Consider the following 14,645-nt stretch of genomic DNA (forward strand, 5'->3'; position numbering starts at 1 on the left):
TCACCCTCTCTTCCGCAACGGAATTCCCGATTCCACTAGATAGGCTTCATCCGCCTGCCCGACGATCGCTTGATGAAGCTGGCCCAGTATTTTTCCATACGTATGCAGGATTTCATTCTGGAAAATCGGTTCCTGCACCAATTCATTACTAACGACTATTAAACAGCTGGATTGCTTTCTTATCACCTTGATCGCATTTATTATTTTTGAAAAAACACTGTGTAAAAATTCCTTTTCAAGCGGATTACCGGGACCAAATAGTTCATTATCAAGCAGGGTTGTCAAACAATCGAGCAAAATTATCGAATCCTGATCAATGTCAGCTCCTATTCTTGTAATATCCGTTGCATATTCAGACGTTTTCCATGCAATGGGGCTGCTTTCTCTATCCTTCCGATGCCTAAGGATCCGTTCACCCATTTCAGCATCACGATCACGGCCGCAGGCGAGATAATGCAAGTTTCCATCCATTTGGAGCGCATATTCCAGAGCCTTGCTTTCTGCGAATCTGCTTTTTCCGCTCCGAACACCACCGGTTATAAAACAGAGCCTTGCTTTCTCCACTGTCTTACCCCCTCCATCAATGCTTCGTTATCACGTTCACTCTTTACGGCAAACCGGAGCCACAAGCCTCCCAAACCGGGAAAATTATTGGTATGACGCGGTACGATTCCTTTTTTCAGCAAAAAGGGAAAAAGGGTTAAAGATTCATCTTTCACTAAATAAAAATTTACCGAGCTATCGGAGACCATTAATCCTTGCTCCTCATAAAATTGGAAAAGTATCTGTTTTTGTACTTGTATATACTGTCTCGTTTTGCTTATATATGCCTCTTCCTCAAGACAGATCTTCCCTACTTCCAATGCCAGATGGTTGACGCTCCAATGCGGTTTATATGTTTTCACCCGACTAATGATATCAGGTGCCGCAAGCAAATAGCCTAATCTCAAACCCGGAATTGCAAAGATTTTAGTCAAGGATCTTAAAATGAATAGATGTGGAAACTGGGTAAGTAGCGAAGCATAAGTAAAGGCGTCTTCCGTAAAATCGTAAAAGGCTTCATCGATGACAACCAGGCAATCGGCTTTTTGGCATTCGTTGATTAATTCCATAACAGCTTCCCGCTTAAATGAAATGCCTGTCGGATTATTGGGCGTACATAAGAAAATGGCATCATAATCTAGTAATCGAGGAATCAGTCTGTCCAAATCCAGGTGCCACCCAGGTGCATCAAGCTGATGAAAATCGACTGCACATCCGGCCGCCAAACAAGCTTCTGCATATTCCGCAAACGCCGGCTGAATGATCAACACCTTTTGATTTGCTAGTAGATTCGCTACCAACATGATGATTTCAGCACCTCCGTTTCCTACCAAAACGTATGGTTCGGGAAGCGCTTCTTTTTTTGCAATTGATCTTGTCAGTTCAACGGCATGAGGATCTGGGTACTGTACTATTCCTTCAAAGAATTCGGCCCACCGTTCCTTGATTCGTGAAGGAGGGCCCAATGGGTTGATGTTAGCACTGAAATCGAGAACAGAATCAGGCATCTCGATCTTTAGCGCTTCGTAAAGAAAATGCGGATTAGAGCCATGAGTTGGTAAAGACAAGCGTAAGTCCTCCTAACCAAAGCATCAGTAAAAACAGAAAAGAAGTCCGATGCATGATGGTAATCGTTTTTTGTATATGAACTGCTTCTAATGGAACAAGCGGAACCCCCATCCTGGCACGGTCAGAAGCTATTCCTTTGTACATATTCAGGCCGCCAAGCTGCACGCCCAAAATGGCGGCAACACCCGCTTCACACCAACCACTATTCGGACTTGGATGTTTTTTGGCATCATTGATTAATATCTTCCATCTACCGAGGAAACCATGATAGGTGGATTTCGAGCTTAGCAGCATCAGGAAGCCCGTGAGCCGACTTGGTATCCAGTTCACGATATCATCGAGCTTAGCTGAAGCCCAGCCAAATTGCCCGTATTTATCATTTTTGTACCCAACCATTGAGTCGCATGTATTGATTGCCCTGTACATCATGGCCAATGGCGCACCGCCTATTGCTGCCCAAAACAGGGGAGCTGTAACGCCATCACTCGTATTTTCTGATACGGTTTCCACGGTGCCCCTGACTATTTCAGATTCATCAAGATCTGCAGTATCACGACCTACAATATAGGAAAGCTTTAGCCTCGCTTGAGGAAGATCCCGTTCATTTAGCGGCTGATACACATCGATTCCTGCCTGCTTTAAGCCCTTCTGCGCAATCGTCGTAGCAATGATAACGCTCTCCCATAAGATGCCGGCTAGCGGATGGATACGGTATGCAAAATAGGCGGTTAGACCAGTAATCACCACTACTACCGTTAAGATGATCAGCACCATGAGAAGTCCATTTCGTTTCTTATATGCACCTCTATTGAACGCCTGATCCAATCTGCTTATCATCTTTCCTATCCATTTAACAGGATGCGGCCAATTGGGCGGATCACCTAGTAATAGATCAAGGAAAAAAGCCAACGTAACCGCAATAAGATGATGGTATATCATTGTTCCTCAATCCGTTTCCGATTCTTCTTGATTGCTTCCACTATACAATCATATACACCGCGGCTGATCAGCTTCCCTAACGGTGTGATGGTGCCTGCATATTGAAGCTTTGTCCCTCTTTGTGCTGCGGCAATCAAAATACTGTCTGTCGATGTTCCTGTTGCACATGTATTCGTCACCTTATCCAACACTTGCAAATCATGAAGTGCTTTTACTTTTGCCTCGGTCGCAGTAACGATGCTGTGGATGAAAGCTTCTTCTGCCAAATGTCCATTTACGAAAATCCATGTATTGATCGTTCCTGGAGCGGCACTCCAAGAATGCTGGTCAGCTAAAGAAGCGTCGATGGCATTCCCGACTCCAGCTGTCACGACGATAAACACCGAGAAGTCTTCTGCTTTTAGTAACTTACATTCAACCGAGTCGAGGAAAACAGCCGTCATCATCCCAACCGTTTCCTGCGGATCGATGTTATTTGCTCTTAGATAGTCCGCCATTTCAACATGATGATCCTCGCAATTATAATCACGATGAACGTGCCTATTGACGAAATATCGATGCCAGCCCGTTCCCGAACCAGTCACACCAGACGACATCGTTCTTAAAGGAATCGGAGCGTCCAATTGAATCATTTCTGGGCCAACTGTCATATATGAAGCATCGATTTCCAAAGGAATAGTCTCACTGCTATGCTTTTCGGGAACGATGAACATTTGCGGTTTCGGAAGAGCGGGATGTGGATGTTTTTCGATCTTCGTCTGATATACACCTTGGATCCGGTCCTGCTGGAGCACTTCGTTCGGCACATCAATAACTTGAATTTGCCCTTTTTCAAGCAACATAAGCCGATCACAATATAAACCAGCCAAATTCAGGTCATGGAAGATTGAAATAACCGTCAACCCTTGCTCCTTTGCCATTTTCCTCATTAAATCAAGCAATTCCTTTTGATAGGAAAGATCGAGGTGGTTCGTCGGCTCATCCAAAAAAAGAATTTCCGGCTCTTGGGCAAGTGCCTGTGCCAGTAAGACCCGTTGTCTTTCCCCTCCCGATAAGCGCTCAAAATGGAAATCCTGAAAATCAGCCACTCCCGTTTGTTGCATCACCCGTTGGACGATGGCTTCATCTTCTGTCGTCCAGCTATGGAACCAACCAGTTTGATGCGCGTATCTCCCAAGTGAGACCGTCTCCTTTACGGTGTACGAGAAAGCTAAAGAGGAATGCTGAGGAAGCACAGCAATGACCTGTGCCAGCTGTTTTGAGGAATAATCCTTCAAATCCATATCCCTTATCCGTATGCTCCCGCTCTTATAATCGAGCACCCCGCTAAGCATGCTTAACAGCGTCGTTTTCCCGCTGCCATTCGGACCTAAAATCCCGAATAATTCTCCTTTATTCACCCCAAAAGAGACAGATTCCAAAACTGCTTTATTTCCATATCCACCCGTTAACCCTATAACATCAAGCATCCGTCCTACTCACTCTCCGTCCCTGTAATAAAATCAACGCAAATGCCGGGGCCCCGATAAGTGAGGTGATCACCCCAATCGGCAGTTCCGACGGGGCGATGATCGTCCGTGATACTAGGTCCGCCAAAATTAAAAACCCACTTCCTATCAGCAAAGACAGCGGCAGCAAATGCCTATGATCAGGTCCCCAAATCCTCCGCACCAGATGAGGGATGACCAATCCGACAAAGCCTATCGTCCCTGACACGGCAACAGCTGCCCCTGTCAATATCGAACCAGCTATCAAAATCCACATTTTTCGCCTCCGAACATCCACACCTAAATGCTTTGCCCGGTCTTCCCCGAAAGTCATCGCATTCAATTCACTTGTATTCATGAACAAAATCAACGAACCGATGATAAAAAACGGTAAAATGATCATGATATAATTCCACCCGCGCATGGAGACGCTTCCCATGAGCCAACCGATGATTTGTCTTAATTCTTCTCCTGTCAAAGCAATCATCAATGAAATGAAGGCACTTAAAAACGAGCTAAAAATGATTCCCGTTAAAATGATCGTTTCCACTTTCATTGTTCGATCCAATTTTTTGGCAAAGGCGAGCACACAGAAAATCGTGATCACTGAACAGGAAATACTCAATACAGGCAGGGTATACAAACCGATGAATGGCAGTGATATATTCAAGAATAAGGTCAATACCGCACCGACTGAAGCTCCTGATGAAATACCTAATGTGTAAGGATCAGCAAGCGGATTTCGGAGCAGCCCCTGAAATGCCGCACCAGCAATCGCAAGTGATGCCCCAACCAAGCCTGCAAGCAGCACACGCGGCAAGCGGATGTTCATCACGATATTCGTCAGCATCACATCGGGATCAACGGCAAGCGGCAAATGAAAAACCTCCTTGCCGATTATTTGCAGTAGTGCTGGAATGGGTACGGACACCGAACCGAAGGAAATGCCGATCAGACTAGCAAAAAGTAGAAATATTGACGCAATCAAATAAGCAAACGTCCATTTAGTTTTCAAATACGTTCGGATAGATTGATTTGGCAAGTTCCTCTACTCCCTCTATTAAGCGTGGACCAGAACGGGTCACCAAGTCCGAATTGACATCAAAGACTTGAACGTTCTTAACGGCTTTTACGTCTTGCCACCCTTTTCGGCCCGTCACATCACTTACAGGATCTTTTGTATAATTACCATACGTTGTAATAATGACATCCGGATTAGCAGCAATCATCGACTCTTCATTTATCTTGGCCCAACCGTCCAAATCTGCAGCTGCATTATCCGCTGCAATCATCGTAAGCATTTCATTCATGAACGTATTTTTCCCAGGCGTGTATATTTCCGGTGACGGCGAAACCTCCACTAACACGTTCTTTCTATCCTCTTCCTTTATGGATTTGGCTTTTTCAGAAATAGCCTTCAGCTTCGTTTTCATATCCGCGATGATCTGTTTCGACTTTTCATGTTCACCTGTTGCCTGTCCAATCATATCGATAGACTCATACACCGCTTTAAAGCTTTGTGCATCATTGACTACAAGGACATCTATCCCGGCATCCTTAAGCTGCTGCAGTCCTTCATTTGAATTATGGGCACTGGATGCATGGGCAAGAACAAGGTCGGGCTTCATGGAGACAATCAACTCTGTATTCATTTCCATTCCGCCAACTTTTTCAATATCTTTCGTTTCTTCCGGGTAATTATCATTGTCGGAAACGCCAACAACTTTGTCACCCAAACCAAGTGCAAAAACCACTTCCGTATTACTCGGTATCAAGGTAACGATTTTCTCCGGTTTTTCCTCTATCGTCACTTTTTCTCCCGTTGCATCTTTAATCGTAATCGGGAAAGCATCGTGTTGAGCATGATTCGTTTGCTGCTTTTCTTTTCCTTCATTAGATGTGTCACCGCAACCAACGATCATTCCTACTGTCAGCAACATCACCAGTATCAGACCAAATATTTTCTTCATTTTCATTCCCCACAATCTTAATTATTTCGTTTTTTTCACCTTAACCGAAGGGATTTGCCCCAAAACAAAAAGCATCCCCCAAACGGAAGATGCTTGCATGGCAACAATATCAATACGGACTTTTTAAGGTCTGCCACACACCTCCCCATCCGCGTGGGTTAATAGGTGTACGAATTGTGGCAGGTCTCCTGGCTCATGGTCATCGTCAACGGCACCTTCCCATATTTCATACAGTGGTTCACAGCCGTCAGCTCCCATATACAGTGGCGGGACCGCGCTGGCATTTCACCAGCTTCCCTTTTAAGTCATTAAGACACCCATTCGCTCATATGTATATAATTTCACTGCTTATCATTATACACCATGCACGAGTTCATTATGATAGGATTTTTCCGTGTAATGCTTAAAATGCCCCATCCCGCTTAACTCATTGGAAGCATTTTCAATCATTGAAGCAAATCCCTCGGCCGATATTCCAGGTGAGATCCGAACGCGATGCAGGCCATACATCCCCTGAGCACTCGTTGCACCACCAGGCTCGGTCGTGACTGCCATCTTGTATCCTGCTTCTTTTGAAAGCCTCAGGCTATCTTCATTATACCGACCGACTGGATACGAAAGTACTGTCGTATCCTGGTGCAGGATGCGATCGAATAATTCCTTGGATTGGATCATTTCGGCTTCCTGCTGCTCCGAAGTCATCCGGTTCAGCTCAAGATGGTTGATGGTATGACTTTCGATGGAGATCCCGCCCGCGCTCATCTCCACCATTTGATCTTTCGTCAAATGATGAGCCTTATCAATGGTCTTCCCGATCATGAAGATCGTCGCTTTCATGTCATATTCCTTCAATACTGGGAAAGCCTCTGTATAATTATCCGTATAGCCATCATCAAAAGTAATCCAGACACACTTTTCACTTGGCATTCGATTTTCGGTTAAAACGAGAAAAGCCTCATTAGGCGATAACGTCTCGTACCCATTTTCCTGAAGCCAAGCCATTTGCATTCGGAATTCCTCCTTTGGCACACGGAGGTTATTACCCTCTGATATGCTATGGTACATCAAAATCGGAAGCCGAACTGCGGACTCGGCCCGGATCCAGTCACTCGTATCAATTCGTTCATGACTTGCTACCTCCTCAGAATCTATGTCGGCATTCTCCGCTGCTTCAGCCACCTCAATAGGATCTTCTGTAATCGGCGCAGCCGTCTTTGTACCTATTTTCTCTAAAACCCCTTGTGAACATCCAGCTAAAAATAACACTCCAAGCAATGCTGCCATCCATATAAACTTATATTTCCCCACTATCATTCTCCTATTTTTTTCTAGCCTAATAGTACCAGAAAACTAGTGAATAATAAAGTCTCCCAATAAAAACATAAAAAGGAAAAAAACGAGGAGTAAAGTGACCCACAAGCATTTTTTTTCATAATTATAAGCTACTCACTTGAAATGTTTGCCTATAACAAATATAATAAACAAGTCGTCGACCTTTATAATATGTCCCAGTAGCTCAGCAGGATAGAGCGACAGCCTCCTAAGCTGTAGGTCGTAGGTTCGATTCCTATCTGGGACGCTAATATACAGACAGTAAAAACCCCTTATATAATAAGGGGTTTTCTGTTTTATATGATTTCATTTTTTTTATATAACAGTTTGTTTGCCGAAAACAAAATTACCACCTGTGGTTTAACGCCATATCGGAGTTTATATTGTTAACTAAAATAGCAAAATCAGGGAATAGTGTTTCAGTTCTAATATCGAAGGATTCAAACAATATTTTCTTAGCTTCTTTTTTTAGTTCCGGAGAAATGGCTATAAAAAGAATCCCCCCTATGACGAACGGTAATTCTTTTTGAAACAACTAGAGGTTCCATGAATACTGGTAAGTCATAGGTTAATAATTCTTGCATTAAACTTTTATAATCTCTTGTTTCTAAAAAACCTTCATAACCTAAGCCATCCAATTGAAAAGTATGTACACCTGTTAACAGACCTGTTTTATCAATATTTGAATTTTAAAAAACCACAAAGCTACTAGCATACCCTTTGAAAAGTCTACAGTAGGAAATTTCATCAATTCGACAAAACTTTCAGGCATTTGAATTTTTCCGAAAATCTCACTATTGAAAGTATCCATTTTAATCCCCCGTTTTACTTCATTCCTTTTCACAATCCAACACTAGAAAACTGATATCTTCAATACCTTGTTTATTCTTCCTATCTTTACTATATGAAAAGGAAGTGCTTGAAACAATTCATAAACCTGACTTCTAACTATTTTTAACCACTGGTGTATATGCTTGGGTTCGTAAATTCAATGCCCCCACCGCCCTATATCGTAATTTGTAGCGATATATTTCCCTACTGAAGAAACAAAGGAAGAGCTGGAACCTAGTTGAAGAAATAAGTTCAGTTAGAAGGTCTCTAGGATCTTTATAATTTTATCTGTACATTGACCTAATTGTGCGTATGGGGTTTCAAGTGTGCTAATTTGACTTATGTATTTATCTAAGTTGCAATAAGTCGTTTATACGCCAAAACATCGTTAAATTTATGACCTTTTCATATCGTCATATTTTCTTATAATAAGTTAAAAATTTAAGCAATTTTTTAAAAAACCTGGTAAATATACCTATTTAGTGTAAGATATAGTAGTAAGGATGTACTATTGCAATTTAATATTTTACTAGGAGGTCAACAAAAATGAAAAAAGTAGCTTTAAAATCTTTTTTAGTATTTACATTAGTAGCTACATTGTTTAGTGTATCTCCTATAGAACCAAAAGAGGCAGCAGCGTGTTATCCTGCTTACAAATGTATGAGTAAATCTCATTTACCTTCAAGTTACAAATTAACTTATCAAAACAAAGACAGGTCAGCAGGGATATATGTGGGTGGAACAGTTTTACTGGGCGCTGCAGGATTGATTCCAGGAATGACTTATCCAGCTCTTCTTGGAAGTGTCGCTTATGGTGGATTTGAGCTAACTAAAGGGTATCTTTCTTATAAAACTTATACGAAAAAAAATCCTGCATCGAATAAAACTGGAATGATTAAGATCGTACATTACAAAGATAAGAATTTTAAAGGGAAGACAAAAACGACATATAGCGAGTGGTGAAATTATGAAAACATATTGGGTTCTTAAGATTTTAATAATTGCTTTATTTATGACTGCTTTATCGATTTTTTATCTTAAAGCTTTTTCAAAAACAGGATTCGTATTTTTAGTAGTAGCAGGTATTATCGTAGCTATTTTAAATTTTCTAAATGATAAAGCATATAAAAAAAGGGGTAATAACTAATTTTTTATATGCATATCATTACTAAAAAGAGCGATGGAAGTTTGCGTATGGTACACGGTTAAAAGGCAGTAATGCTTTATATATCAATATTTATAAGCTTTACCAATACAACTAAGGAAGTACTGTTTTTGACAGCCTCCTAAGCTGTAGGTCGTAGGTTCGATTCCTATCTGGGACGCTAAAGTATAAACCCTGATATAATGCGGTTTCTCCGTGTTGTAGCAGGGTTTTTTTCTGTTGGTATGACCGTAAAAGCCGTAAATTGTATGTAGGATAAAAGCATTTCTGAATGTCGAAAACATTGGTAATTCCACTCGCTAAATGTTTTCAATGTTGGAGATGTTTTTTTTTGTGGATGATATTGAAATTAAACAACGAGGTGCTCCCTTGAGGGAACGGGCGGAAACAAAAAAAATATCAAGATTGTAATACTAAACGTACATTCACATTACAATTAATAGTAGACCACTCTACTATCACAACCACTATAACATCAGCTTTATAGTAGCTCTTTGCCGACATAATTAATTGGACGGTTTTTAGACCTACCTTTTTCTTATACTGTTTTGCTGCTCTAATTAGTAAATAATACAAGTGTAGCATCTGAGAGTGTGATATCTATTCCTACAGAAATTAGGGCACTTCCTATAGAAATTCCAAATGGTTTAGCAGGTTAAAATGAGGCAATTGAATCACGATATTCTTGATAATAATATATACTCCTGTCTCATATTAGTAAAAGTAGTTGATACAAGTTGAACACATCCTTCTAAATAGCTGCCTCATGATTTATGTTTTTTCTGATGCACTACCATCTTCCTTTTCCCTTCAAAAGTACATATAACCTATCTACTTTCTCCCTTTTTAAATGATGCTATAAGGAGGTTTAGAAAGAAGTGTATGGTTAAACCAACTACGAAACTAAGGATACAACCAAATATTGTTGCTTCAGATGAAAATGTTTGATCCTTTATCTCAATAAGGTATAAGTACTCTCCGAATAAGGCAGGATTTGATAAAATATTTGTATAACCCATTAGCATTAAAAATATTGGACTTATAAATACGACAAGTAGATATAAAAATGCAAAAACAATTCCATTCGACATTGATTTTAAAATTTTTATCATCTAACCCCCTTCCATTCTTTAACTGCAATAATTATATTCCTTCCAACAGGAAATCTAGGATGAAGCATCGTTAAATTTGCAAAGCTTAGTAATGTAAATATGTTTGTAAATTGGTTGTTTATGATAAATATTAAAATGAGTGATAGCAACACAGGCAAAATCGGACCTGACGCTGCAACTAGAATATTTTTGAACTGTTTTGTATATTTTTCATAAGTTACTAGCTGCCTGCATGTACACTTACCCAAATTAAACTTAAATCACATCACAGGTATATAGTACCAAATATTTTTATAAAAAAAGTTACATAAATGTGTTAATTTACCTTAAGTAAAGATATAAATACAAAAAAATTCATGAAAATAGTATGTATTTTATTAAAAACATTTCCATTATTGTAATAGAAAAGCATTTAGGGAATTAAAAAGTGACAAGTATGTGTCATCGGACTGAAAATCTGAACAGTATTTGGGGGAATCATTTTATGAAGATAGATATTTCGTTGAGGGAAAGCATTTTTCAGAAGGATTACGTTTGTAAATATATAACTGAAAAAAATAATGGAGGTTTGAATATCATTTTCAACATCGGAGCTAAATTGGGCGGTTAAACAAAGGAACCACAAGTACATCAATCCACATAGATATTAAAAAATCTGAGTCCTGTAAACAGAACCCAGATTTTTTATACATCTTTACACTTCAAACGATATTCCCTTAAATTATACTTACATTCAATCTAAGTCTATCTTGTCGATTTCTTCTTTAAAGATAGGTCCGAAACTTTCAGAATAAGTATTCGTTAAATGCCTATTGTCCCTGTAAATGATTACATTACCGATAATCGGCTGGAATGTACCGTTTACTTTGAAGTAATCTGTTAAGTCAACTTTGTGCAATGATTTATTCTCTTTTTCGAATTTTCGCCAAAAGCTTTCGTCTTTCTGATTATCTACTGAATTCATTTTTTTGGTGGTTTCTTCTAGTCCATGCGTTTCCAGTGATTCCAGTACATTGAAACCGTATCTCGGATCATCGCGAATCGCTAACACTTCCATACCATATTCATCTTTAACAAACTGCAGCTGATCCACCATTTGTTGATGAATTTTATGATTAGGTGTATCTGAAGCTGTTGCGTGAGAAATGACAAGATCAACATCGGCATCCTTTAGATAATCCAGAACATTATTGACCCAAATGCCCTTCGAATCATCATCCGAATAACCTGTTGAAAACCGTGTACCTGAACGGGTCATATTCAATACACGATAATTTTCATCTTTTGTTGCTTTTAATATGGCACCTAGCCAATGTTCTGAATGGGAACTGCCAATCAGGGCAATGGTCGCATCGTAGTCTTCAGTTTCGCCATATTCTCCTATCTTCAAGTCACTTTCCTTCAGCCCCTGGTTACTGCCGTCCAAATGGGCTTGTGGAAGATCATTAAAAACTTCCGAATATGAAGGTATTGGTTCTTTTTCAGGTATATCATCTGGATTTTTTGCAGCTAACGCTCCAGGATAGTTTTTATCGGTTATATTATTTTCCAGCCTATTTTGGCCTATATATGCATTAAGCAATAAAGAGCCAATTAAGAGGACATTCACACTACCCATTATCCCTAGTCTCTTAAACGAAAATTTATTGTCATGCGAGCTTCGAATTGGTTCTTCTATAAACTTTGTCATTAAGAAAGAAAGAACAATTGATGAAATAATAATGATACATCCAACGATGAATCCTGGAGTATCTTGGACATTATAACGATAGAACTCCAATAACACCCAGTGCCATAAATAGATTCCAAAAGCGATTCCACCTAGCTTAACCATTACAGGCGAACCTAAAAAGCGTTTAATGCCAAACCTTGTATCACATGTACCTGACAAAACAATAAATAATGCGCACGTCATTGGCCATAGCGCAATATATCCCGGAAACATTTCAGATACGTTAAAAACGATTCCAGTTAGAATTAATCCGATCAATCCAAGCCAACCAATCACTGTAGCAACGTATTTATTTATCTTGATAGATGATAAATTGATGCAGAGCAAACTTCCTAAAGCAAATTCCCACACACGTGTCATCGTAATGAAATAAGCCCACGGCTGATTGACGGTGGTTAAATATATTGAGTATATAAAGGAAGAAACAAATAATATTCCTAAAATAGTATTGATTAGTTTTTTTACTTTAGTTAATTTATATTTTTTTATTAAAATCAAAACAAATGTGAAGACCAAAAACCAAATAATATAAAATTGTCCTTGGATGGATAGAGCCCAAAAGTGTTCAACAGGTGTTTTCATTTGGCTCGAATCTAAATAATCCGTGCTCGAAAAAGCCAGTTGCCAGTTTTGGTAAAAAAACATCGAGGCAAAAACTTCATGTATCGTTTTATCCAAAATCGATTTAGGTAATAAAAACCAACTTAAAATAAGAACGATTGCAAGAATAAAAAATACAGAAGGAAGTAATCTTTTCATTAATTTTGTAACATATGGCCGAAAACGAAAATCCCCTGTTCGATTAATGGTGGAAACAATTGAAGTTGTAATAAGAAAACCTGAAATTACAAAAAACACATCAACCCCACCAGAAACACGATTAAACCATATATGATAAACCGCTACCAAAAGTGCGGCAACAACGCGTAACCCTTCAATTTCGGGTCTGAACTTACTTTCAATATTAATTAATTTTTGATTCATTTGATTTTTCTCCTACCTTTTTCGTCATGCATACAATGTCAAATTATATCACTTACTAATAATGTTTTGTCAACATAGTAAAAAAGGTTCTGAAAAAATCACGATTGCGGTATTTTTTCTACCTTATTAACCAGCAAATCTTACAAAAAATGTACGTTGCATAGGTACGAAGACTACTTGAAAGAAGTTACTGGCACACTTATTAAAAGTACGATTGGCTAATGTATATTACTTGGGCAAAATTATATTAAAACTACACAAAGTACGGTGAGGTTAATGTGAGGTTAATTTGCAAACGAAGAAAATAAAAATCAAGCTACTACACGGCGTATGGCAGCCTAAGCAGGTGTTTTATTACTGTCCGTCTAATTCGGCGATTTTATTCTAAAAAATCCCTTCCCCCTTTACCATTATCCCGAAATGGAATTTCTCTAATTTGTCTAACTAGTATTCATCATGAATGTCAGCTGATAAGTGCCCATACCACTAACGCATTGAATATCCTCACAACGAATTGAAGATCATATATGAATTCAGCGTATGGCCCAAATAAAAGTCTTTTCGTAAAGATTGTTGTTTTTAAAACGAAACGATTTATATAGAAAACCTTTGCGTGAAATGAGGTTCGTGCAGAATTTTAAAAAATATGATTTTTTTAAAAATACATGTTTCAACCTGTCCCACCCGGGTATATAAATACTGTAAGACATTCTCAACACCAAAGGAGATGATGTGCATGAGTACAATCAGAAGCCAATGGAACAGGGAGAATGACGCAGCGGTGTTTAGTCCCGGTGATCAGCGTTAGAGTCAATTGAAGTGTTAGATGCTAATCAAAATGGGAATTACTACATCTCATTCAAAGGAGGAGGATACTGATCATGAGTATTTACAGCCTATGGAATCCAGAGAATGATGAAGCGATTTTCAGTCCAGGTGATCAGCAGCCATTCAGTACGCTCATACGAGTAGATTCGAATAAACACACACACAAAATGGACAACACATTATAATATGAATGACATGGCACCGTACTGAATGAAATTTAGTCGAAGCAGTAATATATCGAAAAAGGATGGAGCGATTGCTCCATCCTTTTTCATTTTTTTATCGGATTTCAGGTTGGCGAGGGTGTTTTGATCGGCTCTTCTTTTTTTGCCCTGTTTGTGCTTCTTCTTGATCAAACATTTTCGGCATCTGCATTTGTTACACGTGAAACACCTATTTTGTGACCACATTCACGCTCCTGTCAGACAAGCATCAGCTTGCCGCAAACCGTGCTTTTCGTTCCTGACCCATTATTACCTTTTCACTGTTTTTGATATTATGAACGATTCTTGGCGTAGGTGCACATATCGTCGATGAAGATTTTGCTTACAATATGCCTTCAGAGCGGGCGATCGCAGGTCTTCAGGTGCCTACTCGAGGAGTTGCGTTCCTAGGTTGTTCCCTCTCTTTTCGATCAGGAAGCTATTGAACAGT

At 39.4% G+C, this 14,645-nt stretch carries 12 protein-coding genes, 1 tRNA gene, 1 pseudogene and 1 riboswitch; of the genes and pseudogenes, 5 read left to right on the forward strand and 9 right to left on the reverse strand.

The window, feature by feature from the left end; genetic code table 11:
* The 7 genes and pseudogenes from ASU00_RS13705 to ASU00_RS13735 form a co-directional block, all read right to left on the reverse strand.
* A complete protein-coding gene (locus ASU00_RS13705) occupies window positions 1-564 on the reverse strand; it encodes a bifunctional adenosylcobinamide kinase/adenosylcobinamide-phosphate guanylyltransferase (protein ID WP_057914042.1) in 564 nt (187 codons plus the stop codon).
* The gene (gene cobD / locus ASU00_RS13710) at window positions 537-1,610 is read right to left on the reverse strand and encodes a threonine-phosphate decarboxylase CobD (protein ID WP_082630319.1); all 1,074 of its coding nucleotides are present in this window, start codon (window positions 1,608-1,610) and stop codon (window positions 537-539) included. The genes ASU00_RS13705 and cobD overlap by 28 nt, the downstream gene beginning before the upstream one ends.
* Window positions 1,585-2,550 carry an adenosylcobinamide-phosphate synthase CbiB gene (gene cbiB, locus ASU00_RS13715; RefSeq protein ID WP_057914043.1) on the reverse strand — a complete coding sequence of 322 codons (966 nt, stop codon included), beginning with the start codon at window positions 2,548-2,550 and terminating at the stop codon, window positions 1,585-1,587. The genes cobD and cbiB overlap by 26 nt, the downstream gene beginning before the upstream one ends.
* On the reverse strand, window positions 2,547-4,019 hold the full coding sequence (locus tag ASU00_RS13720; RefSeq protein ID WP_057914044.1) for a heme ABC transporter ATP-binding protein: 1,473 nt from the start codon (window positions 4,017-4,019) through the stop codon (window positions 2,547-2,549). Before ASU00_RS13720 ends, cbiB begins: the two co-directional genes overlap by 4 nt.
* The gene (locus tag ASU00_RS13725) at window positions 4,012-5,079 is read right to left on the reverse strand and encodes a FecCD family ABC transporter permease (protein WP_057914045.1); all 1,068 of its coding nucleotides are present in this window, start codon (window positions 5,077-5,079) and stop codon (window positions 4,012-4,014) included. Before ASU00_RS13725 ends, ASU00_RS13720 begins: the two co-directional genes overlap by 8 nt.
* A complete protein-coding gene (locus ASU00_RS13730) occupies window positions 5,042-6,013 on the reverse strand; it encodes an ABC transporter substrate-binding protein (protein ID WP_057914046.1) in 972 nt (323 codons plus the stop codon). Before ASU00_RS13730 ends, ASU00_RS13725 begins: the two co-directional genes overlap by 38 nt.
* Before the next feature lie 155 nt (window positions 6,014-6,168).
* A riboswitch (cobalamin riboswitch) is annotated at window positions 6,169-6,343 on the reverse strand.
* A 102-nt stretch (window positions 6,344-6,445) separates the two neighbouring features.
* A pseudogene (locus tag ASU00_RS13735) lies at window positions 6,446-7,291 on the reverse strand (polysaccharide deacetylase family protein); the annotation flags it as partial.
* A gap of 221 nt (window positions 7,292-7,512) precedes the next feature.
* Between ASU00_RS13735 and ASU00_RS13740 the strand changes: the two are divergent.
* The 3 genes from ASU00_RS13740 (at window position 7,513) to ASU00_RS13755 (ending at window position 9,317) form a co-directional block, all read left to right on the forward strand.
* Window positions 7,513-7,586 (forward strand) — tRNA-Arg (locus ASU00_RS13740).
* A 1,130-nt stretch (window positions 7,587-8,716) separates the two neighbouring features.
* Window positions 8,717-9,133: a hypothetical protein gene (locus ASU00_RS13750; RefSeq protein ID WP_057914048.1), complete on the forward strand. Its 417-nt coding sequence runs from the start codon at window positions 8,717-8,719 to the stop codon at window positions 9,131-9,133.
* Between the two features lie 4 nt (window positions 9,134-9,137).
* Window positions 9,138-9,317 (forward strand): hypothetical protein, encoded by a 180-nt coding sequence (locus tag ASU00_RS13755; protein WP_057914049.1) that lies wholly within the window; start codon window positions 9,138-9,140, stop codon window positions 9,315-9,317.
* A gap of 845 nt (window positions 9,318-10,162) precedes the next feature.
* On the opposite strand, the gene ASU00_RS13760 is transcribed toward ASU00_RS13755, so the two are convergent.
* Complete coding sequence (locus tag ASU00_RS13760) at window positions 10,163-10,447, reverse strand: hypothetical protein (RefSeq protein WP_057914050.1); 285 nt, start codon at window positions 10,445-10,447, stop codon at window positions 10,163-10,165.
* Window positions 10,448-10,931: 484 nt separating this feature from the next.
* On the opposite strand from ASU00_RS13760, the gene ASU00_RS26685 reads away from it, so the two are divergent.
* Window positions 10,932-11,057 (forward strand): hypothetical protein, encoded by a 126-nt coding sequence (locus ASU00_RS26685; protein WP_269085321.1) that lies wholly within the window; start codon window positions 10,932-10,934, stop codon window positions 11,055-11,057.
* A gap of 123 nt (window positions 11,058-11,180) precedes the next feature.
* On the opposite strand, the gene ASU00_RS13765 is transcribed toward ASU00_RS26685, so the two are convergent.
* The gene (locus tag ASU00_RS13765) at window positions 11,181-13,163 is read right to left on the reverse strand and encodes an acyltransferase family protein (protein ID WP_057914051.1); all 1,983 of its coding nucleotides are present in this window, start codon (window positions 13,161-13,163) and stop codon (window positions 11,181-11,183) included.
* A gap of 881 nt (window positions 13,164-14,044) precedes the next feature.
* On the opposite strand from ASU00_RS13765, the gene ASU00_RS26690 reads away from it, so the two are divergent.
* The gene (locus tag ASU00_RS26690) at window positions 14,045-14,176 is read left to right on the forward strand and encodes a hypothetical protein (RefSeq protein ID WP_269085322.1); all 132 of its coding nucleotides are present in this window, start codon (window positions 14,045-14,047) and stop codon (window positions 14,174-14,176) included.
* Window positions 14,177-14,645: the final 469 nt, after the last annotated feature.

Source organism: Peribacillus muralis (assembly GCF_001439925.1).
GTDB classification, from domain to species: domain Bacteria; phylum Bacillota; class Bacilli; order Bacillales; family DSM-1321; genus Peribacillus; species Peribacillus muralis.

What these genes read in the sequence shown, in the direction of transcription:
- cbiB (WP_057914043.1), bottom strand. Translation starts at nt 2,550, where the DNA reads ATGATATACCATCATCTTATTGCGGTTACGTTGGCTTTTTTCCTTGAT.
- ASU00_RS13720 (WP_057914044.1), bottom strand. Translation starts at nt 4,019, where the DNA reads ATGCTTGATGTTATAGGGTTAACGGGTGGATATGGAAATAAAGCAGTT.
- ASU00_RS13730 (WP_057914046.1), bottom strand. Translation starts at nt 6,013, where the DNA reads ATGAAAATGAAGAAAATATTTGGTCTGATACTGGTGATGTTGCTGACA.
- ASU00_RS13750 (WP_057914048.1), top strand. Translation starts at nt 8,717, where the DNA reads ATGAAAAAAGTAGCTTTAAAATCTTTTTTAGTATTTACATTAGTAGCT.
- ASU00_RS13755 (WP_057914049.1), top strand. Translation starts at nt 9,138, where the DNA reads ATGAAAACATATTGGGTTCTTAAGATTTTAATAATTGCTTTATTTATG.
- ASU00_RS13760 (WP_057914050.1), bottom strand. Translation starts at nt 10,447, where the DNA reads ATGATAAAAATTTTAAAATCAATGTCGAATGGAATTGTTTTTGCATTT.
- ASU00_RS26685 (WP_269085321.1), top strand. Translation starts at nt 10,932, where the DNA reads ATGAAGATAGATATTTCGTTGAGGGAAAGCATTTTTCAGAAGGATTAC.
- ASU00_RS13765 (WP_057914051.1), bottom strand. Translation starts at nt 13,163, where the DNA reads ATGAATCAAAAATTAATTAATATTGAAAGTAAGTTCAGACCCGAAATT.
- ASU00_RS26690 (WP_269085322.1), top strand. Translation starts at nt 14,045, where the DNA reads ATGAGTATTTACAGCCTATGGAATCCAGAGAATGATGAAGCGATTTTC.